The 22,920-nt window shown below is 72.2% G+C and carries 14 protein-coding genes; 5 read left to right on the plus strand and 9 right to left on the minus strand.

Annotated features, from left to right (window positions below):
* Window positions 1-11 precede the first annotated feature (11 nt).
* A complete protein-coding gene (locus tag NE235_RS31100) occupies window positions 12-1,130 on the plus strand; it encodes a LacI family DNA-binding transcriptional regulator (RefSeq protein WP_252809251.1) in 1,119 nt (372 codons plus the stop codon).
* A gap of 83 nt (window positions 1,131-1,213) precedes the next feature.
* Here NE235_RS31100 and amaB read toward each other — a convergent pair whose 3' ends face one another.
* From amaB to NE235_RS31125, 5 genes are all read right to left on the minus strand, one after another.
* Window positions 1,214-2,746, minus strand: coding sequence for an L-piperidine-6-carboxylate dehydrogenase (gene amaB, locus NE235_RS31105; RefSeq protein WP_252809254.1), 1,533 nt, complete (start codon window positions 2,744-2,746; stop codon window positions 1,214-1,216).
* 29 nt (window positions 2,747-2,775) lie between these two features.
* Window positions 2,776-3,930: an NAD(P)/FAD-dependent oxidoreductase gene (locus NE235_RS31110; RefSeq protein ID WP_252809256.1), complete on the minus strand. Its 1,155-nt coding sequence runs from the start codon at window positions 3,928-3,930 to the stop codon at window positions 2,776-2,778.
* A 12-nt stretch (window positions 3,931-3,942) separates the two neighbouring features.
* Window positions 3,943-5,091: a Glu/Leu/Phe/Val family dehydrogenase gene (locus NE235_RS31115; RefSeq protein ID WP_252809258.1), complete on the minus strand. Its 1,149-nt coding sequence runs from the start codon at window positions 5,089-5,091 to the stop codon at window positions 3,943-3,945.
* A 142-nt stretch (window positions 5,092-5,233) separates the two neighbouring features.
* Window positions 5,234-6,163, minus strand: coding sequence for a LysR family transcriptional regulator (locus NE235_RS31120; protein WP_252809260.1), 930 nt, complete (start codon window positions 6,161-6,163; stop codon window positions 5,234-5,236).
* 7 nt (window positions 6,164-6,170) lie between these two features.
* Window positions 6,171-8,996 (minus strand): FAD-binding and (Fe-S)-binding domain-containing protein, encoded by a 2,826-nt coding sequence (locus tag NE235_RS31125; RefSeq protein ID WP_252809263.1) that lies wholly within the window; start codon window positions 8,994-8,996, stop codon window positions 6,171-6,173.
* 95 nt (window positions 8,997-9,091) lie between these two features.
* Between NE235_RS31125 and hglS the strand changes: the two genes are divergently transcribed.
* Window positions 9,092-10,510 carry a 2-oxoadipate dioxygenase/decarboxylase gene (gene hglS, locus NE235_RS31130; RefSeq protein WP_252809265.1) on the plus strand — a complete coding sequence of 473 codons (1,419 nt, stop codon included), beginning with the start codon at window positions 9,092-9,094 and terminating at the stop codon, window positions 10,508-10,510.
* 3 nt (window positions 10,511-10,513) lie between these two features.
* Here hglS and NE235_RS31135 read toward each other — a convergent pair whose 3' ends face one another.
* Complete coding sequence (locus NE235_RS31135; protein WP_252809266.1) at window positions 10,514-11,260, minus strand: GntR family transcriptional regulator; 747 nt, start codon at window positions 11,258-11,260, stop codon at window positions 10,514-10,516.
* 115 nt (window positions 11,261-11,375) lie between these two features.
* On the opposite strand from NE235_RS31135, the gene NE235_RS31140 reads away from it, so the two are divergent.
* Window positions 11,376-13,064: an FAD-dependent oxidoreductase gene (locus NE235_RS31140; RefSeq protein ID WP_252809268.1), complete on the plus strand. Its 1,689-nt coding sequence runs from the start codon at window positions 11,376-11,378 to the stop codon at window positions 13,062-13,064.
* A 104-nt stretch (window positions 13,065-13,168) separates the two neighbouring features.
* Here NE235_RS31140 and NE235_RS31145 read toward each other — a convergent pair whose 3' ends face one another.
* Window positions 13,169-16,726, minus strand: a complete 3,558-nt coding sequence (locus tag NE235_RS31145; protein WP_252809269.1) for a choice-of-anchor D domain-containing protein — start codon at window positions 16,724-16,726, stop codon at window positions 13,169-13,171.
* 377 nt (window positions 16,727-17,103) lie between these two features.
* On the opposite strand from NE235_RS31145, the gene NE235_RS31150 reads away from it, so the two are divergent.
* Window positions 17,104-18,114, plus strand: coding sequence for a LacI family DNA-binding transcriptional regulator (locus NE235_RS31150; RefSeq protein ID WP_252809270.1), 1,011 nt, complete (start codon window positions 17,104-17,106; stop codon window positions 18,112-18,114).
* 10 nt (window positions 18,115-18,124) lie between these two features.
* Here the strand turns inward: NE235_RS31150 and NE235_RS31155 are convergent, their stop codons facing one another.
* Window positions 18,125-19,489, minus strand: coding sequence for a beta-1,3-glucanase family protein (locus tag NE235_RS31155; RefSeq protein WP_252809272.1), 1,365 nt, complete (start codon window positions 19,487-19,489; stop codon window positions 18,125-18,127).
* A gap of 388 nt (window positions 19,490-19,877) precedes the next feature.
* Between NE235_RS31155 and opcA the strand changes: the two genes are divergently transcribed.
* Complete coding sequence (gene opcA, locus NE235_RS31160; protein WP_252809274.1) at window positions 19,878-20,798, plus strand: glucose-6-phosphate dehydrogenase assembly protein OpcA; 921 nt, start codon at window positions 19,878-19,880, stop codon at window positions 20,796-20,798.
* Between the two features lie 93 nt (window positions 20,799-20,891).
* On the opposite strand, the gene NE235_RS31165 is transcribed toward opcA, so the two are convergent.
* Window positions 20,892-22,727: an arabinofuranosidase catalytic domain-containing protein gene (locus NE235_RS31165; protein ID WP_252809276.1), complete on the minus strand. Its 1,836-nt coding sequence runs from the start codon at window positions 22,725-22,727 to the stop codon at window positions 20,892-20,894.
* Window positions 22,728-22,920: the final 193 nt, after the last annotated feature.

Here is a 22,920-nt window from a genome sequence, read left to right on the forward strand (position 1 = left end):
AGGAACTCAACGTGGCGACTGAACCCGGATCCCGGGAACGCCCCAAGCGGTCGCGGCCCAACATCAACGACGTCGCGAAACGCGCCGGCGTCTCACGGGCGACCGCCTCCCGCGTGCTCGGCGGGTACGGCTACTCCAGCCAGGAGGTCATCGAGCGGGTGAATCAGGCGGTCCGCGAACTCGGCTACGAGCCGGACCGCATCGCCCGGACGATGCGCAGCGGCAAGTCCGACGTCATCGGCTTCGTCTGCGCCGACATCTCCGACGCCTTCTTCTCCGCCGCCATGCGCGGCATCTGCGACGTGGCGCTGCGCGAGGGCTCCCAGGTCATCGTCATGAACACCGACGACCGGGGGAGCCAGGAACGGCAGGCCACGAAGGTCCTGCTGTCGCACAAGGTCGACGGCATCATCATCACGCCCGTCTCGGTGCGCGAGCACGGCCACATCGACGCCGTCACCCGCGCCGGAGTCCCCGTCGTCTCCCTCGACCGGCAGCTCAGCGACAGCGGCATCGACAGCGTCGTCGCCGACAACGAGGCCGCGACGGCCGCCGCGATCGACCACCTCATCGGCCTCGGCCACCGCCGCGTCGCCTTCCTCGGCTCGGTCCAGCCCGAGGAGCCGCCCGCGCTGCGGATCGGCAAGGTACGGGCCAGCGTCGCCGGCCCGTCCCGGCCCTCCCACGACCGGGTACGGGGCTACCTGCGGGCGCTGTCCGCGGCGGGCCTCCACCCCGACCGCGACCTCATCGCCCTCGTCCCGCACGACGAGCCGAAGCGCCGCATGCACGCCGTGCAGACGATGCTCGAACTCGAGGACCCGCCGACCGCGCTGTTCACCGCCGACAGCTACATGACCAAGAGCGCGTTCTCCCTGCTCTCCGAGCGGGGCATCGCCATCCCCGGCGACATCTCACTGCTCGGCTTCGACGACCTGGAGTGGACCACCCTGGTCCGCCCCCGCATCTCGGTGGTGGTCCAGCCGTCGTACGAGATGGGCCGCGCCGCCGCCGAGCAGCTGTTCGCCCAGATCGGCCGGAACGCCGCCCCGGACACCGACCCTCGCGGCCGCCGCACCGTCGTCCCCGCCCGCTTCCTGGAACGCGACAGCGTCGCCCCGTCCCCCTGAGACCCGCCCCATCCGTGCCGCCGGCGTGGTCATGGTGCGGCCGTGGTCCGGCCCGCCGGGTCGCGGCGGGCCGGACGAGCTCGTCAGACGGTGAACTCGACGCCCTGGGCCAAGGGGAGCTCGCCGGAGTAGTTGATGGTGTTCGTGGCGCGGCGCATGTAGCCGCGCCAGGCGTCGGAGCCGGACTCGCGGCCGCCGCCGGTCTCCTTCTCGCCGCCGAAGGCGCCGCCGATCTCGGCCCCGGACGTGCCGATGTTGACGTTGACGATGCCGCAGTCGGAGCCCTCGGGTGAGACGAACAGCTCCGCCTCGGCCTGGTCCCGGGTGAAGATGCTGGACGACAGGCCTTGGGGAACCGCGTTGTTGAGCGCGATCGCCTCCTCCAGGCTCTCGTACGGCATGACGTACAGGATCGGGGCGAACGTCTCCTGGGTGACGATCTCGGTCTGCTCCGGCATTCGTACGAGCGCGGGCTCGGCGTAGTACGCGCCCGGCGCCTGGTCCTCGAACCGGCGCCCGCCGCCGGCCACCAGCGTGCCGCCCTGGGCGACGGCCGCGTCCAGCGCGCCGCGCATCGCCTCGTACGCGCGCTCGCCGATGAGCGGCCCGACCAGGGTGCCGGCCGTGAGCGGGTTGCCGATCGGGAGCCGGCCGTACGCGTCGGCGAGGCGGCGGACGAGCTCGCCGACGATGTCGGTGTGGGCGATGACGCGGCGCATGGTCGTGCAGCGCTGGCCCGCGGTGCCGGCGGCGGAGAACACGATGCCGCGCACGGTGAGGTCCAGGTCGGCCGACGGGCAGACGACGGCCGCGTTGTTGCCGCCGAGTTCGAGCAGGGAGCGGCCGAAGCGCGCCGCGACGCGCGGGCCGACCGCGCGGCCCATGCGGGTCGAGCCGGTCGCGCTGACCAGGGCGATCCCCGGGTGGTCGACGAGGGCCTCGCCGACCTCGGGGCCGCCGATGAGGACCTGGCTCAGGTTCTCCGGAGCCCCCTCCTCGGCCGCGGCGCGGTCCAGGATCGCCGCGCACGCCAGGGCGGTGAGCGGGGCGAGCTCGGACGGCTTCCAGATGACCGGGTCGCCGCAGACGAGGGCGATCGCGGTGTTCCAGGACCAGACCGCCGCCGGGAAGTTGAACGCGCTGATCACGCCGACGACGCCGAGCGGGTGCCAGGTCTCCATGAGCCGGTGGCCCGGCCGCTCGGAGCCGATCGTGCGCCCGTACAGCTGGCGGGACAGGCCGAGCGCGTAGTCGCAGATGTCGATCATCTCCTGGACCTCGCCGAGCGCCTCGGAGGTGATCTTCCCGACCTCGAGGCTGATCAGGGTGGCGAGGTCCTCCTTGTGCTCGGTGAGCAGCCGGCCGAACCGCTTGACCAGCGCGCCCCGGACCGGCGCGGGGACCCGGCGCCAGGCGAGGAACGCCTCCCGGGCCCGTGCGACGGCGTCGTCGACGGCGCCGGCGTCGACCCACCGGACGGCGGCCAGGCGCTCACCGTTGACCGGCGAGGTGGTCGTCACTCCGGTGCCGAGCGCGTCCACGTCCACACCGCAGCGCTTCGCGGTCTCTCGCGCCAGCGCGGCCAGCTCGTCGGCGCCGGGCAGCGTGGTCACCATCAGGGTTCTCCCTCGGGTAGTCGGTCATCTCAGACGATATTCAGCTCGGGGCGTGCCCCGGCCAGGTCGAAACGGCGGGCGTTGAAGCCGCTGACGTCGACGAACGGCGTACGGCCGAGGTAGAGGTCGCGGACGACCTCCCCGACGGCCGGGCTCATCAGGAAGCCGTGGCCGGAGAAGCCGGTGGCGTAGATGAACCGGTCGACGCCCTCCGCGGTCCCGATCAGCGCGTTGTGGTCGGGCGTCACCTCGTACAGGCCGGCCCAGCCGGTGCCGAACCCGACGTCCAGCAGGCCGGGCGCGCGGCGGGCCATGGCCTCGCCCAGGCGGGGCAGCCAGGCGTCGGACCGGTCCAGCTTGAAACCGGGCGTCTCCTCGGGGTCGGACATGCCGATCAGGAGTCCGCGGCCTTCCCGGTGGAAGTAGAACGAGGTGGCGAAGTCGATCGTGAACGCCGTCGGCGGCAGGTCGGGGATCGGCTCGGTGACCAGGATCTGCCGGCGCAGCGGGGTGACCGGCAGGTCGACGCCGGCCCATGCGCCGACCTCCCGCGACCAGGCGCCGGCCGCGCAGATCACGGTGTCGGTCTCGATGCGGCCGCCCTCGGTCTCCACCGCGACGATGCGGCCGCCGGCCGTCTCGACGCCGGTCGCGGCACAGTTCGGGAGCAGCGTCGCGCCGTGCCGGCGGGCCGCGCCCGCGTAGCCGAGGACCACGGACTCGGGCGTGCAGTGGCCGTCGGTGGGCGAGTACGCCGCGGCGAGCAGCCCGTCGGTGTCGATCAGCGGGGACAGCTCCGCCGCCTCACGCGGGGTGATGATCCGGCTGGGCACGCCGAGGTCGTTCTGGACGGCGACGTTCCGCTCGAACTCCGCGACGGCCTCGGGCGTGTCGAGCAGGAAGAGGTACCCGGGACGGTGCAGGTCGATCTCCTGCCCGAACCGCTCGGCGAACGTCTCGAACGTCTGCAGGCTGCGGATGGCGAGCTCGATGTTGACGCGGTCGGAGAACTGCGCGCGCACTCCCCCGGCGGCCTTGGAGGTCGAACCGGAGCCGAGCGGCCCCTGGTCGATCAGGACCACGTCGGGCACGCCCGCCGCGGCCAGCTCGTACGCCGCGGCGACGCCCACGCAACCGCCACCGATGATGACCGCCGACGCGCGGGCGGGCAGCTGACGACTCATCGAGGATTCCTCTCAGACGTGCTCGGGCACGCGCCGGCGCAGGACCATGGCCTCGCGGACGCGGCTCTGGGCCAGCGCGTACGCCGCCTCGTGGGGGGTGGTCTCGGCGCGGCGCGACTCCTGGAGCACGGCCACCGCGTTGGCGCGCAGCTTGGTGGAGATCATGGAGAAGACGTCGCCGGGGTCCACCTGGAACGGCGAGTAGCGGGCGTCCATCGAGTGCGCGGCGGCGACGATGCCGCCGGCGTTGGCGATGAAGTCGGGCACCACCGCGACTCCCCGCTTGTGGAGGATCGCGCGGGCGTCGGGGGTCGCCGGGAGGTTCGCGCCCTCGACCACCAGCTTCGCGGTGGTCGCTGCGGCGACGCCGGCGTCGATGACGTCCTCGCGGGCGGCGGGCACGAGGATGTCGGTCTCCACCGACAGGGCACGCTCGGGCGGCGCCGGCGGGCCGTACTCACGGACGCAGTCGTCGCCGAGCTCCGCGCTGAGCGCCAGGAGCCGGTCCACGTCGAGGCCGTCGGGGTCGTGCGCGCAGCCCGTCACCGTGGACGCGGCCACGATGACGGCGCCGAGCTCGGCCAGCCTGCGGACGGCGGCCCGGCCCACCGCGCCGAGTCCCTGGACGGCGACGCGGGCGCCGCGCAGCTCCAGGCCGAGCTCGGCGGCGGCCGCGTCGGCCGCCTCGGCGACGCCGTACCCGGTGACGCCGAGCTGGTCGTACGGGAAGCCGCCGAGGGCGCCGGGCAGGCCGACGGCCGCGCCGCGGTCGCCGAGCTCGTCGAGCAGGATCGCGGCGTCGTTCTCGGTCAAGCCCATGTCGAGGCCGAACACGTACTCCCTCGGCACCTCGTTCGCCAGCGCCCGGGCGAACGCGCGGAGGATCTCCTCCTTGTCCGGCGCGGCGGGATCGGCGACGATCCCGGCCTTGGCGCCGCCGTGGAACAGGTCGACGGCGGCCCATTTCCAGGTCATCGTGCGGGCGAGCCGCGCGATCTGCCCGACGGTCACGCCGGGGCTCATCCGGGTGCCGCCCTTGCCCATGCCGCGCGCGGTGTTGTCCAGGACGAGGACACCCCGCATCCCGGTCCGGCGGTCGGACACACAGACGACCTTCTCGGGTCCCCACTCGTCCATGAGTGCGAAGACGTCATCGCTCACGACAGCGCTGCCCACCTCTCGGTTCGCTCGGTGGGTCCAGCATCGGGGAGTGCGCGTCACCGGAGGAAGCGGCCGAGCCCCGCCATCTCTGGGCATGGCCGAAGAACTTCTTATGCTGCTCACGCAGCTCACGCTGCGCCGATCACGCTGCGGCGACGGCGCCGGGCAGGTCGCCCGCGAGCCGGGCCGCGGCCTGGCGCAGGGTGTCCACCGCGCCGGTCACCGCCGGGTTCCCGGCGGCCGGGCGGTGCGCGGCGAGGACGTGCCTGCGGGCGGTCACGCCGTCGAGCCGGGTCGCGACGACGCCCTCGCCGGGCAGGTGCGCGAGGGCCGGCACGCGCGCGACGCCGAGGCCCGACCGCACGAAGCCGTGGATCACGCCGTAGTCGTTGCTGCGGTAGTCCAGCTGGGGTTCGAAGCCCGCCTCGGCGCAGAGCCGGCGCAGGCAGGACGCCCCGGCGGTGCCCTCGCGGGCGGCCACCCACGTCTCGTGTGCCAGGTCGCCGAGCGCGACCGGCCCGGCGATGGCGAGCGGGTGGCGTTCGGGGAGCAGGAGCAGCAGCTCCTCCGCCAGCAGCGGGGTCTCCTCCAGGTCGCCCGGCCAGGCCCGGGGCACCAGGTCGTACCGGTAGACGAGCGCCAGGTCGAGCTCCCCGGCCCGGACGAGCGGGATCAGCTCGTCCGGTTCGCCCTCGTCGAGGAGGATCTCCACCGACGGGTACGCACGGGCGTAGGAGGCCAGGCCGATGGGCAAGAGCCGCTGGCTGGCCGTGGGGAAGCTGCCGAGCCGGAGCCGCCCGATCCGCCCCTCCGCCATGCCGCGGGCGTCCTCTTCGAGGGCGTCCAGCGCGGACAGCGCGTCGGCGGCGCGCCGTACGAGGTAGAGCGCCGCCGGGGTGGGCCTGATCGCCTGGGCGCCGCGCTCGAACAGCGGCATCCGCACCGCGCGCTCCAGCGCCGCGACCTGCTGGGAGACCGCCGAGGCGGTGTAGCCGAGCCGCCGCGCCGCGTCGGCGAACGACCCGGCGTCCACGACGGCGGTCAGTGTCCTCAGGTGAACCGGGTTGAGCATTCGCGGGTCACGGGTCGAGGCGCTCGGCGAGGAACTGGGCCAGGTGGACGCCCTGGCGGGGCGACAGGTCGGCGATCTGGGTGCGGCAGGAGAACCCGTCGGCGAGGACGACGGTCTCCGCGTCCGCGTCGCGCAGCGCGGGCAGCAGCTGGTGCTCGGCGATGGCGACGGACACATCGTAGTGCCCCTTCTCCACGCCGAAGTTGCCCGCCAGGCCGCAGCAGCCGCCCAGTCGCCGGACGTCCGCGCCCGCCTCCTTGAGCATCTCGGCGTCCTTGCCCCAGCCCATGACGGCGTGGTGGTGGCAGTGCGGCTGGGCCACCACGGTCGTGCCGTCGAACGACGGCGGCCGCCAGTCCGGGGTGTCGGCGAGCAGCTCGGCGAGCGTGCGGGTCCGCTCGGCGACCGGCGCCGCGACCTCCTCGTCCAGCAGCTCCAGCGCGTCCGAGCGCAGGACGGCGGTGCAGGACGGCTCCATGCCCACGATCGGGACGCCCGCCTCCGTGGCCTCGGCGAGCTCGGCGACCGTACGGCCGAGGATCTTCTTGGCGGCGTCGAGCTGGCCGGTGGAGATCCAGGTCAGCGCGCAGCACTGGCGGTTCTCGCTGATCTGCGGGCGGTAGCCCGCGGCCTCCAGCACCGCCACCGTCGCCCGGCCGACCTCGGGCGCGAAGTGGTCGGTGAAGGTGTCGACGAAGAGCATGACCGGCCGGCCCTCCGCCGGGCGCTCGTCGCGGGTCCGCTCGAACCACTCGCGGAACGTCCGCGGCGCGAACTCCGGAAGGTTCCGCCGCCGGTCCACGCCGGCGACCGCCAGCGCCGCCCGCCGTAGCCCCGGCACCCGCAGGGCCGCGTTGACGAGGCGCGGCATGCGGCCGGCGAGCCGTGCCCACAGCGGCAGCCGGCCCAGCGAGTAGTGCGCGGCCGGGCGCAGCCGCCCGCGGTAGCTCTGGTGGAGCACCTCGGACTTGTACGCGGCCATGTCGATACCGGTCGGGCAGTCCGACGCGCAGCCCTTGCAGGACAGGCACAGGTCGAGGGCCTCGTGGACCTCGGGCGAGCGCCACCCGCCGGAGACGAGGGAGCCGTTCACCATCTCCTGCAGGACGCGGGCCCGCCCTCGGGTCGAGTCCTTCTCCTCGCGGGTCGCGAGGTAGGACGGGCACATCACGCCGCCGGACGCGGTGTTGTCGGCGCGGCACTTGCCCACGCCGGTGCAGCGGTGCACCGACTGATTGAAGTCGCCGCCGTCGTGGCGGTACGCCAGCGCGAGGTTCTTCCGCACCGGCCGGGCGGCCGGGACCCGCAGGTCGGCGTCGACCGGCCGGGGCCGCACCAGCACGCCGGGGTTGAGCACGTCATTCGGGTCGAAGATGCCCTTGACCTGCTCGAACAGGCCGATCGCCGACTCGGAGTACATCCGCGGCAGCAGCTCGCTGCGGGCCCGGCCGTCGCCGTGCTCGCCGGACAGCGAGCCGCCGTACCCGGCGACCAGCGTGGCCGCGGACTCCAGGAAGCCGCGGAACCGCTCCGGCCCGCCGGGGCGGTCCAGCGGCCAGTCGATGCGGATGTGCAGGCAGCCGTCGCCGAAGTGCCCGTACGGCAGGCCGGTCACGTCGAACTCGCCCATCAGCGCCTCGAAGTCGCGCAGGTAGCGGCCCAGCATCGCCGGGGGCACGGCGGCGTCCTCCCAGCCGCCGTGGGCGGGCAGCCCGGCGGGGCTGCGGCCGGCCAGGCCCGCGCCGTCCTCGCGGATGCGCCACAGCGACGCCGCCCGCGCCGGGTCGGTGACGATCAGCGCGTCCTCGCAGCCGGCGGCGACCCGCCGGGCCCGGTCGAGGACCTCGGTCTCGTCCTCCCCGGCGACCTCGACGAACAGCCACGCGGCCCCGCTCGGCAGCGGCGGCACCGCGTCCGGGCCCTTCCGCGTGCGCACGACGTCGACGATGCGCGCGTCGATGCCCTCGCAGGCGGTGGGCAGGTGCTCCAGCAGGGCGGGCGCGGCGTCCCCCGCCGCGGCGATGTCCTCGTAGCCGAGCACGATGAGGACCCGGTGTGCCGGGTCGGTGACCAGGTTCACGGTCGCCTCGGTCAGCACCGCGAGGGTGCCCTCGCTGCCGACCAGCAGGCGGACGACGTCGAACCGGCGTTCCGGCAGCAGGTGCTCCAGCGCGTATCCGGACACCTGGCGGCCGAACCGGGCGAACTCCGTCCTGATCGTGGCGAGGTTCGCGGCGGCGAGCTCGTGCAGCGCGGTCACCTCGGCGGGGCCGCCGGACGCCGGCGCGCCCAGCGGGGACGTCAGGTCCAGCGCGGTGCCGTTGCCGGTGACGGCCTTGAGGCCGGCCACGTTGTCGCTGGTACGGCCATAGCCGAGGGTCCGGGACCCGCACGCGTTGTTCCCGATCATGCCGCCGATCGTGCAGCGCGTGTGCGTGGAGGGATCGGGGCCGAACCTGAGCCCGTGCGGGGCCGCCGCCCGCTGCAGTTCGGCCTGGACGACGCCGGGCTGGACCACGGCGGTCCGGGTCCCGGGGTCGACGCTCAGGACCTTCCGCATGTGGCGGCTGAAGTCGAGGACGAGGCCGGGGCCGACCGCGTTGCCGGCGACGGACGTGCCGGCGCCGCGCGCGGTGAGCGGGATCTCGTGGCGCGCGCACAGCTCGACCGCGGTGGCCACGTCGTCGGCGGACCGGGGCCGCGCCACGAGGAGCGGCGGCACACGGTACAGGGAGGCGTCGGAGGAGAACAACGACCGCGACATCGAGTCGGTGAGCAGGTCGGTGACTCCGCGTCGGCGCAGGTCGTTGGCGAGGTCGGCAGCCCGGTCCATGAGTAGCATGTTACATGCGACCCCTGGCGCTCCGCCCACATTTTCCGTACCCTTCCGTGACACAAGCGACGAATCGGCAGCAAGGAGAGGGGCAGATGGTCGACTCGACCGCACTCCGGGCGGCTTTCGCCCGACGGCTGTCAGCGATGTACGGCACGGAGGTGCCCGCGTACAACACGCTGGTCGACGTCGCGCAGGAGGTCAACCGCGAGGTGCTGGAGCGGATGGGCGCCGACGCCGAACGGCTCGGTTCCATCGACCGTGTCACCGCCGAGCGACACGGCGCGATCCGCGTCGGCACGCCCGCCGAGATGGCGCAGGTCGCCCGGATCTTCGGCGCGATGGGCATGTACCCCGTCGGCTACTACGACCTGCGCGAGGCCGCGAGCAGTTCGGTGCCGGTCGTCTCTACGGCCTTCCGCCCCGTCGACGAGGCGGAGCTGGCCGCCAACCCCTTCCGGGTCTTCACCTCGATGCTGGTGGCGGGCGACCGGCGGTTCTTCGACGAGGACCTGGAGCGCAGGCTCGGCGAGTTCCTCGGCGCGCGCCGGCTGTTCCCGCCGCGGCTGCTGGAGCTGGCCGACCGGGCCGAGGCCGAGGGCGGCCTGGACGACCAGGCGGCCGAGGAGTTCCTCACCCTCGCGACGCGGGCGTTCGAGCTGTCCCGCGAGCCGGTCTCCCGCAGCTGGTACACCGAACTGGAGCGGATCTCCTCGGTCGCCGCCGACATCGGCGGGGTGCCGAGCACGCACGTCAACCACCTGACCCCGCGCGTCCTCGACATCGACGCCCTCTACACGCGGATGAGCGAGCGCGGCATCGCCATGATCGACGCCATCCAGGGGCCGCCGCGCTGGAACGGTCCCGACCTGCTGCTGCGCCAGACCTCCTTCCGCGCACTGGCCGAGCCCCGGGTCTTCCGGGAGGACGACGGCCGCGTCGTGGAGGACGACCTGCGCGTACGGTTCGGCGAGGTCGAGGCCCGCGGCATCGCCGTGACACCGGCGGGCCGCGCGCTGTACGACGAACTGACCGCGGAACTGGACGCCGCGCTCGCCGGGCAGCGGGTCACCGCCGAGGAGCGCAACACCGTCGCGGCCGGGCTCTGGGAGGGCCGGGTGCCGTCCACCGAGGCCGAACTCGTGACCGGCGACCTCGCCTACTTCACCTTCCACACCACCGGCCACGGCACGGGCACGCGGCCCGCGTCCGCTCCCCCCGCCGACCTCGCCGCGCTCCTGGCGGAGGGCCGGGTCACGGCGCGGCCGATCGTCTACGAGGACTTCCTGCCCCGCTCCGCCGCCGGGATCTTCCAGTCGAACCTGACCTCCGACGGATCCAAGGACGTCACCCGCGCCGGCGCGGAGTTCGGCCCCGAGGCCCTGGCCGGGGTGCTCGGCCGAACGCTGCACGACCCGTACGAGCTGTACGCCTCGATCCGCGCCGCGTCGCTGGCCCGCGTGCGCGACGAGCTCGGCCTCGGCCGGGAGATCACCCTGCCCGCGGCCCGCTAGGACCTAACCCTCGGCGACGATGGACGCCCACAGGGCGTCCACGTCGACCGGCTCGCCCTGGGCCCGCGCGGCCTGCCTCGCCAGGATCAGGCCGGTGTTGGTCAGGTGCGCCCGCATCGCCCGTACGGCGCCCTCGGCGTCCGCGGCGGCGACCGCGGCCACGATCGGCTCGTGCTCCTCGTGCACCTGCCGGAGGGTGCGGGACCGGTCGTCGGTCGACGTGCCGAGGATGCGCATGGTGTCACGCAGGCCGCCGACGATCGTCCGCGCCCGGCCGTTGCCCGCCGCGACCAGGATGTGGTCGTGCAGGGCCTGGTCCAGGTGGAAGAAGAGCGTCTCATCGCCGGCCTCGACCGCCGCCGCCATCTGCTCCATGGTCTCCCGCAGAGCCTCGCCCAGCTCGGTGGACTCCTCGTCGGCCACGCGCCGTACGGCGGGGAGCTCCAGCGCCAGCCGCACGCCGAAGATCTCGACGATCTCCCTCGGGTGCGGCAACACGACGCGGAAGCCCCGGTTGCGCTCGACCTGCACCAGGCCCGCGTCCGCGAGCCGCAGCAGCGCCTCACGCACCGGGCTGCGGGACACGTTGAGCTGCTCGGCCACCTGGTAGACCGAGTAGAGGCGGCCCGGGACCATCACGCCCGTGTGCACCGCCCGCCGCACCTCCGAGATCACCTGCTCGGCCAGCGACCGCGACGGGTGCGTCAGCGGCTGCAGCTTCAGCTCGGTGTCCTGGCGGGTGGGCGGCATGGTGGCATGCTACCCAGCCTCGCCGCCCGTCACGTGGGCTTCGTCGGCCGGGTGGCGGTGAGGGCGATCTGGGCCTTGAGCATCCGGCCGCCACCGACGGCGACACCGGCACCCGTTGCACCGACTCTCCAAAGCAGAGTACTTATCGTACCTTTTCACCGCGAAAGCCAGCACCGTCTCGCAAAGTTTAGGGTACGGCGTGTACCGTAAGATCCACACACAAGGCGAACGAGGAGAACACGTGATCACAGATGTCGTCATCGCCGGCGGCGGCCCGAACGGACTGATGCTGGCCTGCGAACTGAGCCTGGCAGGGGTCCGGCCGGTGGTGCTGGAGCGGCTACCGGAGCCAAGTGAGGAACCGAAGGCCAACGGATTTCTCGGCCAGGTCGTGAAGATGCTCGACCACCGGGGGCTGTACGAACGTCTCAACGGCAGTCCGGAACCGCCGCAACCGAACTCCGGGTACTTCATGTTCGGTGCGATGAGCCTGGATCTGAGCCTGCTGGAGGACAGCCCCGTCTACGCCCTGCCGGTGCCGCAGCGACGCCTGGTGCAGGTCCTGCAGGAGCGCGCCGTCGAGCTGGGCGTGGAGATCCGACGGGGACACGAGGTCGTCGGCCTGTCGCAGGACGACGACGCGGTCACGATCGACGTCGCAGGTCCGGGCGGAGCATACGATCTACGCGCTCGGTACCTCGTCGGCGCGGATGGAGCACACAGCACCACGCGGAAACTCTGCGGCATCGGATTCCCCGGCATCACCTATGACCGAATGACCGTCCGCACAGCGCACGCGACGGTCCCGGCCGACTGGGTCGATCCCGCGACCGGTGCGCTGAACGTGCCCGGCCACGGCGCTGTTCTGCCGTTCCTGCCCCACCGCACCGAGCGCGGCGGGTTCTCCTACGCGCCGATACCCGGCCACCCGCCGTTGGTCAGCGCCACAGAGTGGGACCGGCCCGGGACCGACGCTCCGATGAGCCTTGACGAGTTGCGGGACGGCATCCGCCGCGTGCTGGGCGTCGACGTGCCACTCGGCCCGCCCGATGGCGAAGGGCCGCACGTGCTGCGCCGGCTTACGGGCGGTAACACCCGAGTCGCCGAACGGTTCTCCGACGGCCGAGTGTTCCTGATCGGTGATGCCGCCCATGTGTACGCCGCCACGGGGGGAGGACCCGGGCTCAACCTCGGCCTGCAGGATGCGGTCAATCTCGGCTGGAAACTCGCCCTCGTGATCCGCGGTGGCGCCCCGCCCGGGCTGCTGAACAGCTACGAGACGGAGCGGCGACCGGCCGCCCACCGCATGATAGTGAACGCGCAGGCACAGTCGGCCCTGATAGCCCCCGGTGACGACGTCACCGGACTGCGCGAGTTGTTCGCCGAACTGCTCCGCGACCGGAGCACCGTGCAGCGCCTCGCCGAACTCATCGCAGGCGCCGACGTCCACTACGACATGGGCGAACGCGAGGCGCACCCGCTGATCGGCCGGTTCGCCCCGGACCTGGAGGTGCACACGCCGACCGGGCCGGTTCGGCTCGCCGAGCTGACCAGAGCCGCACGTCCCCTGCTGCTCGACCTGACCGAAGACGCATCCCTGGCGGAGACGCTCGGCCTGCGGCACGACCAGGCCGATATCGTCACCGCGCGCCCTCAGCCCTCGGCGCCCACCGCCCTGCTCCTTCGACCGGACTGCTATGTGGCCTGGGCATCCGCGTCACCCCGACCGGATGCCGCGGAAACGGAAGAGCTCCGGGCGGCCGTGGAGCGGTGGTTCGGTGTGATCGAACCGGTCCGTCCCTGAGAGGAACGGGCGGTACGGTCAACGACACCTCTCTGCGCCAAGCCGCTGCTCGCGGAGAGGTGCCGTCGACCGGGTCCGAGCACTCGATGGACCGGCTCGTCGGGTCAGCCGTTCCAGACCTGGAGACCGGAGATCTGCCCGGCCGGCCAGCCGGTGTTCGCGGTGATGGTGACCCGGAAGTACCGCTGGGTGGTCGCGGTGATCGGGATGGTCACCGTGTTGCCGCTCGCGGGATCGAAGGTGTAGGCGGCGGACGACTTCAGGATGGTGAAGTCGCTCCCGTTCGTACTGCCGAGGACGGACAGCGTCTGGGTGCGCGCGCCCCAGGACGCCGGGAGCTGCAGGACGATCCGGCTCGCGCTCTGCGCGGAGCCGAGGTCGACCTGGACCCACTGCGGGAAGGCGTTGTTCGCGCTCTCCCAGTAGGTGTTCCGGTCGTTGTCGGTGACGTTGGCCGACGGGTAGACGTCGGTGTGGCTGGACTCGCCGGTCGGTTTGCCGGCGGCCAGGTCGACGGGCGTGCCGCCCGTGCCCGTGCCGGTCAGCGCGACGGTGGCCGGGCCGCCCGCCGCGTCGCTGTTGACGGTCAGCGTTCCGGTACGGGTGCCGGACGCCGTCGGCCGGAAGCTCACGGCCGCGGTGCAGGACGCGCCGGCCTGCAGCGAGCTGCCGCAGGTGTTCGTCATCGAGTAGTCGCCGGTGGCCACGATGGACGACAGGGTGGCCGCCGCGGAGCCGGTGTTGCTGATCGTCACGGTCTTCGCCGCGCTGGTCGTGCCGATCGCCTGGCCGCCGAAGCTCAGCGACGCCGGACTGGCGCTGAGGGCCGCGGAGCCCCCGCCGGACGAACCCCCGCTCGGGTAGACCTCGAACTCGGAGGCCTGCGCGGCGTTCCAGCCGGAGTTGGCGGTGACGTCGACGCGGACGTACCGCGCACCGGTGGCCGGCACCGGGATGTTCACCACGTTCGCCGGTGAGGTGAACGTGTACGTCGCCGAGCCGACGGCGGTGCCGAAGGTCGAGCCGTTCGTGCTGGTCCGCACCGACAGGGTCTGCGTGCGGGTGCCCCAGGCGGAGGATGGCGGCAGCCGCAGCGTCACCTTCCCGATGCTGTACACGGCGCCGAGGTCGACCTGCAGCCACTGCGGCCACGAGCCGTTCGCGCTCTCCCAGTAGGTGTTCGCGTCGCCGTCCGTCGCGGTGGAGGCGGTCTGCGTGCCGTTCACCTCACTGCTCGCCGTTGCGGTCCGGCCGCGGGCGAGGTTGGTGTCGGTGCCGATGCCACCGCCGGTCAGGGCGATCGTCGTCGGGCTGTTGTTGGCGTTGCTGGTGATCGTGACGCTGCCCGTGCGGGTGCCGGACGCGGACGGAGTGAACTTCACCGTCACGGTGCAGGACGCGCCGACCGCCAGGGTCGCGCAGGTGTTGGTCTGGCCGAAGTCGCCGCTCGCGCTGACGCCGGACACGGTGGCCGGCGTCGTGCCCGTGTTGGTGACCGTGACCGTCTGCGCCGCCGACGGCTGACCGACGAGCGTGCCGGGGAAGCTCAGGCTCGCCGGGTTCGGGCTGAGGATCGGTCCGGGCGCGACGCCCGTGCCGGACAGCGGGACGGTGTCGGTGATCCCGGACGCCGTGACGCTCAGGTTCCCGGTGCGCGAGCCGGTCGCGGTCGGGCTGAACCTCACGCTGACCGTGCACGACGCGCCGGCGGCGATCGAACCGCCGCAGGTGTTGGTCTGGGCGAAGTCGCCGCTCGCGGTGATCGAGCCGACCGGGGCGGCGGCGGTGCCGCTGTTGGAGACGGTCACGGTCTGCGCGGCACTCGTCGAGCCGGTCGCCACACTGCCGAAGCCGAGGGCGGTCGGGCTGACCGAGATCAGCGAGCCGTTGTCCGGCAGGTACGGCGGGAAGGTGGGATTCGTGATGTTCTGGCAGGCCGTCGAGCCGAAGACGCCGGAGTTGCCGCCGCCATCGGTCAGCGTGAACCCGACGCCGCAGGTGTAGACGGGGGCGGGTGCCTGCGTTCCGGTGGCGGTGCTGTTGGTGATCTTCGCCGAGCCGCCGACCTGTTCCTGCACGACCCAGGTGCCGGTGTTCTGGATCCGCGCGTTGTCGATGGAGACGTTGGTGATGCTGGACCCCGAGACGAACTGGATCGCCTCGAACGGGCTCTGCTGGATCAGGATGTCGTCGACGTTGACCTGGCCGCTCATCGCCGCGTCCCGCGCGTCGAACCAGAGCGCGCCGACGCCGAAGTTCCAGTTCGGGTCGAGGCTGCCCGAGCGGATGATCGTGCTGCGCAGCACGTCGGTACGGCCCAGCGGCGTCGAGTTGAAGCGCTGCGCGACGTGGATTCCGCCGCCCTGGGTGAGACCGGCGTCGACGACCCGGTTGTCGGCGACGGTGTTGTCGTGGCCGCCGTAGATGGCGATGCCGTTTGCGAGGATCGGGTACTGCACGGTGTCGTGGTCGAAGGAGTCGTTCGCGTCGGCGTTGGTCTCCGACCAGGTCGCCAGGCCGTCGTCCCCGAGGTTGCGCAGGTCGCTGTTCGTGACCTTCGAGGCGGTGACGCCGTTGTGGAAGTTGATGCCGTCCGCCGTCGTGTTCCGGATCCGCATGCCGCTGAAGACGAGACCCGTCATGGGCCCGTCCATCCAGGCGCCGACCTTCTCGTGCTCGATCCAGATACGGTCGACGGTGGAGTTGCTGAGCGCGCCGCCGATGCCGTTGACCTGGGCTCCGTCATTGCGCTCCTGGACGTCGCCGAAGATGGCGAAGTCCGCGAGGTGGACGTTCGAGCCGCCGTTCGGCGCCCAGCCGCCGTAGAAGCCGGGGGCCGCGCCCACGATCGTGGAGCGCCACATCCCGGCGCCCTTGATCGTGACGTTGTTCAGGACCAGGTGACCCGGGATCTTGAAGGTGCCCTCGGGGATCCAGACGGTGCCGCCGGCGCCGGCCGCGGAGATCGCCGCGTTGAACGCCGCGGTGGAGTCCGCGTTGCCGCTCGGGTCGGCGCCCTTGCCGGTCACCGATACCGAGCCGGACGGCTGCGTCAGGGCGCCCGCGACGTTCTCGAAGTCGGCGAAGTCGATCGTGTAGGAGGAGGCGGTGTCCCCCGCGTCGACCTGCAGCCGGAACTTCGTGCCCGCCGGGTAGGTCGCCGAGAGGAGACGGTGGGCCTCGTCGTAGAAGTGGTGCGGGTTGCTCCCCGGAGTGTTCGTGAACGGGTAGCCGCCGTAGTACCAGCTGTACGCGTTGGTCAGCGTGAAGTCGCTCTGCTTGGAACCGTTGACGTAGAAGGACAGCGGGGCCGTGTAGACCGAGCCGTTCGAGCTGTCCGGGATGCTGTAGCGGAACACGATCGAGTTCGTGGCGACCGGGGTGGTGAACTCGACGTACCTGCCGCTGCCCTGCAGGGTCACGGCCTTGCGGTAGGAGGCCTCGGCGGGCAGCGTGTTGTAGGCGGCGCTGGGGCCGATGACCGTGCCGTTGGTCGTGGCGTTCTCCGCCTGGACCTCGACGTACGGCAGTGTCGCGCCGACACCGCCGCTCGTGGCCGCGCCGGCGGGCCCGGCCGGCAGCAGGACGAGACCGGCGGCGACGAGCAGGCAGCTGAGGAGAGCGCCGAGGCGGGTTCGGCGTCTCGCGTGCTGATCGGACATGTACTGCTCACTCTCGGTGAGGCCCCGGGAGGTCACGATCCCCGAGATCGCCGCGTACGCACGCGGGTGCGGGAGCCGGTGCGAAGGCCGCCCCGGGTACGTCGGCGGGCGGGGCGAGCCGGATCGAGGACCGTGACGGGGGGCGGGGCGGGGCGGGGGTTGAGCGCGTTGAGGGGACGGTAACTCTCACGACCGGCAGACGCAATATCTCAACAGATCTTCGCATCTTTCCATCAGAAGAGTGAAAAATCTGGAGATGCTCGCGCGGATGGACCGTGGGTTGACGGCCGTCACCGGGGGTCACGACGATGACCACGTCGCGTGTGCCGGCGCCGGCGGCCGGCCGCACGCCGCGTCCGCAGAGAGGGGATCTCCGTATGGGGCGGCCAGGGGGCGAGCGGCCGACGCTCGAGAGCGTCGCGGCCCGGGCGGGTGTGTCACGGGCGACGGTGTCCCGCGTGGTCAACGGCCTGTCCGTCACGCGGGCGAGCGAGGAGTCGGTGCGACGGGCCATCGAGGAGCTGGGCTACGTTCCCAACCACGCGGCGCGGACCCTCGTCACCCGGCGCACGGATCTGTTCGCGCTCGTGGTGCCCGAGCCGACGACGCGCGTCTTCTCCGCCGACCGGTTCTTCGCCGGTCTCGTGCAGGGGGTCGGCCAGGAGCTGGAGGCCGCCGACAAACAGCTGGTGCTCATGCTGGCCGGATCGGCCGCGAGCCACGACCGGATCGAACGCTCGGTGGCCGCCCGCCACGTCGACGGCGTGATGCTCTCCTCCCTGCACGGCGCCGATCCGCTGCCGGAGGTGCTGACCCGGATCGGCATCCCGGTCGTGTGCAACGAACGCCCGCTCGGTCCCGTGTCCGTCCCGCACGTCGGCGTCGACAACCTCGGCGGCGCGGTCACCGCCGTACGCCGCCTGCTCGGCTCGGGGCGGCGCCGGATCGCCACGATCGCCGGCCCGCCGGACATGGTCGCGGGGATCGACCGGCTGGCCGGCTACCGGGAGGCCCTGCGCGAGGAGGGGCGGCGGCCCGTCATCGAGGTCGGCGACTTCACGTCCGGCTCCGGCGCCGAGGCGATGTGGCGGCTGCTGGCGGCCGAACCGGAGCTCGACGCGGTCTTCGCCGCGTCGGATCTGATGGCCGACGGCGCCCTCCGGACGTTGCGGCGGGCGGGCCGGCGGGTGCCGGACGACGTCGCGGTGATCGGCTTCGACGACATCGACCTCGCGCGGGACACCGACCCCCCGTTGACGACCGTCCGGCAGCCGATCACCGAGATCGGCCGCCGGATGGCGCGCCAGTTGCTGAAGCTGGTGGACGGGGCGGAGATCGAGCCGGTCGTCACCCTGCCCACCGAGCTGGTCGTCCGGGAGTCGGCCTAGGCCACGGGGCTCACCAGCCGACGGCGACGAGCAGGTACTGCGGGTCGCCGTGGGAGATGAACGAGGACTGGCCGGCGTAGTCGTCGTAGGGGAAGCCGTAGGCCAGGTGGCCGATGGCGTGGTCGTGCCAGAACTTGGCGTAGTAGTTGGCGGGAGCCGCCTTGTAGTACTGGGACGGGTCGGACCACTGCGACTGGGGCAGCTGCGCGACGTGGCGGTTCAGCGCCGCGCACATGCCGGCGTCGTTGGCCAGTGAGCCCGCGCAGCCGGTGATGTTCGAGGTGCTCTCGTTCACGCCGACCGACTGGGCGTAGCTCGTGAAGTAGTTCGCGTACTGGCCGCCGGCCCGGAACGCGCCGTCACTGCCCGGCGCGGGGATGTAGTAGGGGGCCTGGACCGTGGCCAGGTGCTTGAACTCGGTCGGCACCTCGTTCTGGAACCGCTGGAAGGTCGCCGCCCGGTCCTCGGCGAACGTCGCCTGGTCCTCGCCCACCTGCGTGTCGTACCCGTCCTTGGCGTGCAGGCGCAGCGCCAGCTTGAGGCCGAACCCGTCGACGCGCGTGGTGTTGCCGTTGAACACCGACGGGCCGATGGTGAACTCGATGAAGTCGCGGTACTGGCTGGTCGGCGAGCCGAGGTAGAAGTACATCCGGCCGGCCGAGTTGGCGGGCATGTCGATGTACGGCTGCTCGGCGATCGAGTGCGTCTGGCCGTTCCAGCTCCAGTAGACCTGGCTGTCGGGGTACTTGCCGTTGGTCCGGTTCAAGACCTTGAACATCAGGACGTTCCTGGCGGCGGGGATGCCGCTCGTGTCGCCCCAGAAGGAGTCCGGCGGCGTGGTCGTGCCGCCGGTGCCGTAGACGGCGAACTCCCACAGCGAGTAGCCGTACTGGGTACCGCGGGCCGTGCCGTACATCCGGATGTAGCGTCCGGTGCCGCTGACGCTCAGCGTCTGGGTGCCGCCGGTGCCGGTCGTGGTGCCGTAGATGGTGGTCCAGCCGCCGGCGGGGTCGTCGGACACCTGGATCTGGAACGCCTTCCCGTAGGCCGCCTCCCAGGTGAGCGTCACCTGGCAGATCTGCTGCGACGATCCGAGGTCGATCTGCAGCCACTGCGGGTCGCCGAAGGCGCTGGACCAGCGCGTGCCGGTGTTGCCGTCCACGGCGGCCGAGGCGGGGGTGCCGGAGTTCTCGGTGGACGAGGCGGTCGCCGGGCGGTTCAGCGCCACGTTGCCGCCACCACAGGCGGCCGCCGTGGCGGGCCGCTGGGTGGCCGCGAGGAGCCAGCCGGCGAGGAGCGCCAGCGCGGCGCACACGGTGACCAGGACGCGCGGCGGCGTGTGGCGGCGCGCCGCCGAGCGGGGGGTGGGGTGCATACGGCTCCCTTTCGTGCGGAGGGAGATGAGACGCGGGACCGGCGGGGGCGGGCCCGGACGGTACCGCGTCAGGGCGGGGATGATGGCCCGCCGGACGCCGTCGGATACCGGCGGGAAACTTTACTGAGAGCGCTCTCAGAGAGAAGGTGGCCCCGTTTCCCACGCCAGTCAAGAGAGTCAAGATGTAACATTTCGGTAACAGCGACGAGCCTCGAGCGTCCGGCTCGCCGGACATACGCGCTGGCCAGGGGATTTGTTGCCCGCCCCACCATTGGACCCATGAAATTTCGGCGAAATCCCCCGCACCGGGGCGTGATCGCCGAAGCCACCGGGCCCTCGGACGGCCGGCACGAGAGCAGGACCGCCGCGATGGGAGGCGACTCCTCCGATGATCATCGAGCTTGCGAACACCGAGACCCGCAAGATCCAGGCCGCGCTCACCACCACCCGGCACCGGATGGGCGGCGCGGCCACCGGGAAGGTCCTGACCCTGATCATCGTGACGACCGAGGCGGCCCAGTACGACGCGGTCCGCGCGTCGACCCAGGCGGCCCGGGAGCACCCGTCCCGCATCCTCGGCGTCATCCCGCGCGCCGTCGAGGAGGAGGCCCGGCTCGACGCCGAGGTACGCCTGGGCGAGACCGGCCCGGGCGAGACGGTGCTGCTGCGGTTGTACGGCGAGGTCGCCCAGCACGCCGGCGCGGTGGTCCTGCCCCTGCTCGTCCCGGACACGCCGGTCGTCATCTGGTGGCCGGGCGCGCCACCGGAACGCCCGAGCGGCGACCCGCTCGGCGCCATGGCGCAGCGCCGGGTCACCGACGCGGCGGCCGGCACGGACCCGCTCGGCACGCTCAAGAGGCTCGCAACGGGGTACTCCCCCGGCGACACCGACCTCACCTGGACGCGCATCACACCGTGGCGGTCACTGCTGGCCTCCATCCTCGACCGGCCGCCCGACACCGACATCACCGCCGCGGAGGTCGAGGCCGAGGCCGACGATCCGAGCGCGGAACTGCTCGGCGGCTGGCTCTCGGCACGCCTGTCCGTGCCCTGCGAGGTCTGCTCCGGCTACGGGCCCGACATCACCGCCGTCCGGCTGTTCACCAAATCCGGTCAGATCGCGGTGACCCGCCCGGACGGCAGGGTCGCGACCCTGTCCCGGCCCGACCAGCCGGACCGCCAGGTCGCCCTGCACCGGCGCCCGACCGCCGAACTGATCGCCGAAGAACTCCGCCACCTCGACCCCGACCAGGCCTATCAGGAGGCGGTGACCCGGTACGCGAAAGAGAAGGGCGGCCCGGTCGCGTGACGTCCTGAGGACCCGCCGTCTTCCGCGGCGGCGTGAACCGGTGGACGCGCGGCGAGGCCCGCCGGATCGGCGGGCCCCGCTCTCGGGGTCGTCCTAACTCAGCGCGAACCTCTGCGCCGCGGAACCGTTGCAGTCATAGATCTGCAGCCGCGTGCCGTTCGCGGTCGCCCCGCTCGGCGAGTCCAGGCAACGCCCGGACTGCGGATTGCGCAGCGAACCGTCGGCCTGCTGCTGCCACACCTGCGCACCGCCACCGTTACAGTCCCACAACTGCACCTGGGTACCGTTCGCGGTGCCGTTGCCCGTGACGTCCAGGCAGCGCCCGAGGGTGCGGAGGGCGCCGCCGGCCAGGTGCACCCAGTGCTGGTCGACGGCGTACGACTGGCAGTCCCAGAGGTTGATCGCCGTGCCGTTCACGCCGGTGTCGTCGCCGAGGACGTCGGCGCACTTGCCGCCCGGTCCGACGATCGCGCCGCCGCCGTTCACCGTGAACTTCTGCGCCGCGGAACCGTTGCAGTCATAGATCTGCAGCCGCGTGCCGTTCGCGGTCGCCCCGCTCGGCGAGTCCAGGCAACGCCCGGACTGCGGATTGCGCAGCGAACCGTCGGCCTGCTGCTGCCACACCTGCGCACCGCCACCGTTACAGTCCCACAACTGCACCTGGGCGCCGTTCGCGGTGCCGTTGCCGGTGACGTCGAGGCAGCGCCCGAGGGTGCGCACCGAGTTGTCGGCGAAGTGCTCCCAGTGCTGGTCCTCGGCGTACGACTGGCAGTCCCAGAGAACGACGCCGGCGCCGTTCACCCCGGTGTCGTCACCAATGACGTCGGCGCACTTGCCGCCCGGGCCGACGATCGTGCCCTGCGGGCCGTTCGGGACGTTCGTCTGGCCCGAGTAGCCGACCGAGACGATGTTCGCCTGCACCGCGTTGTCGGCGGCGTCGGTCGGATAGCCGGAGGTCATCACTCCTTCGAAGAAGGTGCCCATGTTCCAGTTGCTGTTGTCGCCGCCCGTGCCCAGGATGATCGAACCCTCCTGATGCATCGGGATGTAGCCGCCGCGGTTCGGCAGCGCGCCGTTCCACCAGGTCGTCAGGCCGCCGGACTGCGCGTTGCCGCCCTTGAGGGCGTACGTCGTCTGCCCGTTGTTCTTCAGCAGCGCCGTGACGTAGGTGCTGTTGTTGCCGAGGTTCGCGGTGTTGGAGCCGTTGGCGCCCTGGAACATCCCGTTCTCCAGGTCCGCCTCCACCCACGGGCCCGAGCCCGTACAGGGCGCGAAGTAGCACGTCGTCGCGATGCTGACGGCGTCCATGTGGCCGTTGCCGGTGTCGGCCGGGACCGCTTCGGCGTTGCCGTAGTCGAAGCAGCACGCGGACCCGACGTGCGTGCCGCTGGCCACCATGTACATCCCCTCGGGCTGCCCGTTCTGCGCGACGCCGGACCCGACGGCGTGCCGGTAGCCGTGCTGCGGGGAGATCCAGACGCCGTACACCTTGTGGCCGCCGGCCGTGACCGCGATCTCGCTCGCGTCCGCGGGATAGTCGGCGCCGGTCCCGGCGGTGCCCGCCGGGGACGGCGTCAGATCGTTGTGGCGCGACGTCTGGTCGTAGATCTTCGTGATGGCGCACGTCGTTCCGTTGCAGAACGCGTCGTGGTCGGCCGCGTTCGCGTACCCGCCCGCCGACAGCACGCCCACGTCGTGCGTGGCGTGGTCGGAGGCGCGGGTCAGATGGTACAGCGGGCCCGAGTACCCGCCGGACAGGGCGCGCACGGTGCTGTGCGCGGCGACGCAGGGGGTGCCGGCGGCACCGTAGATGTCACAGGGCAGGGAGGTGGCGGCCTGCGCCGTACCGGTCAGGCCGAGGACGAGAACGATGATCGCTCCGATGGACCACAGGACGCGCCGACCGAGGGCGGGGGGATGTCTGCGCATAGCGACGGCTCCAGAAGGCGAAGGAGAGCGACTCGTCTGCGGTGCCGGCGCGGCAGACTTGATGGCGGAGACATCTAGATGTTGACGTGACAGTAAGCAGTCTGGTCGATCGCGTCAATACATTGGCGGACATGTTGGGATTGGGCCCATATCATGGTTGGTTCTGTTGAGTTTCCCGGGAGCTCTCGGATCA

The sequence above is a fragment of the Actinoallomurus spadix genome, assembly GCF_024055725.1.
In the GTDB taxonomy this organism is placed as follows: Bacteria; Actinomycetota; Actinomycetes; order Streptosporangiales; family Streptosporangiaceae; genus Actinoallomurus; species Actinoallomurus spadix.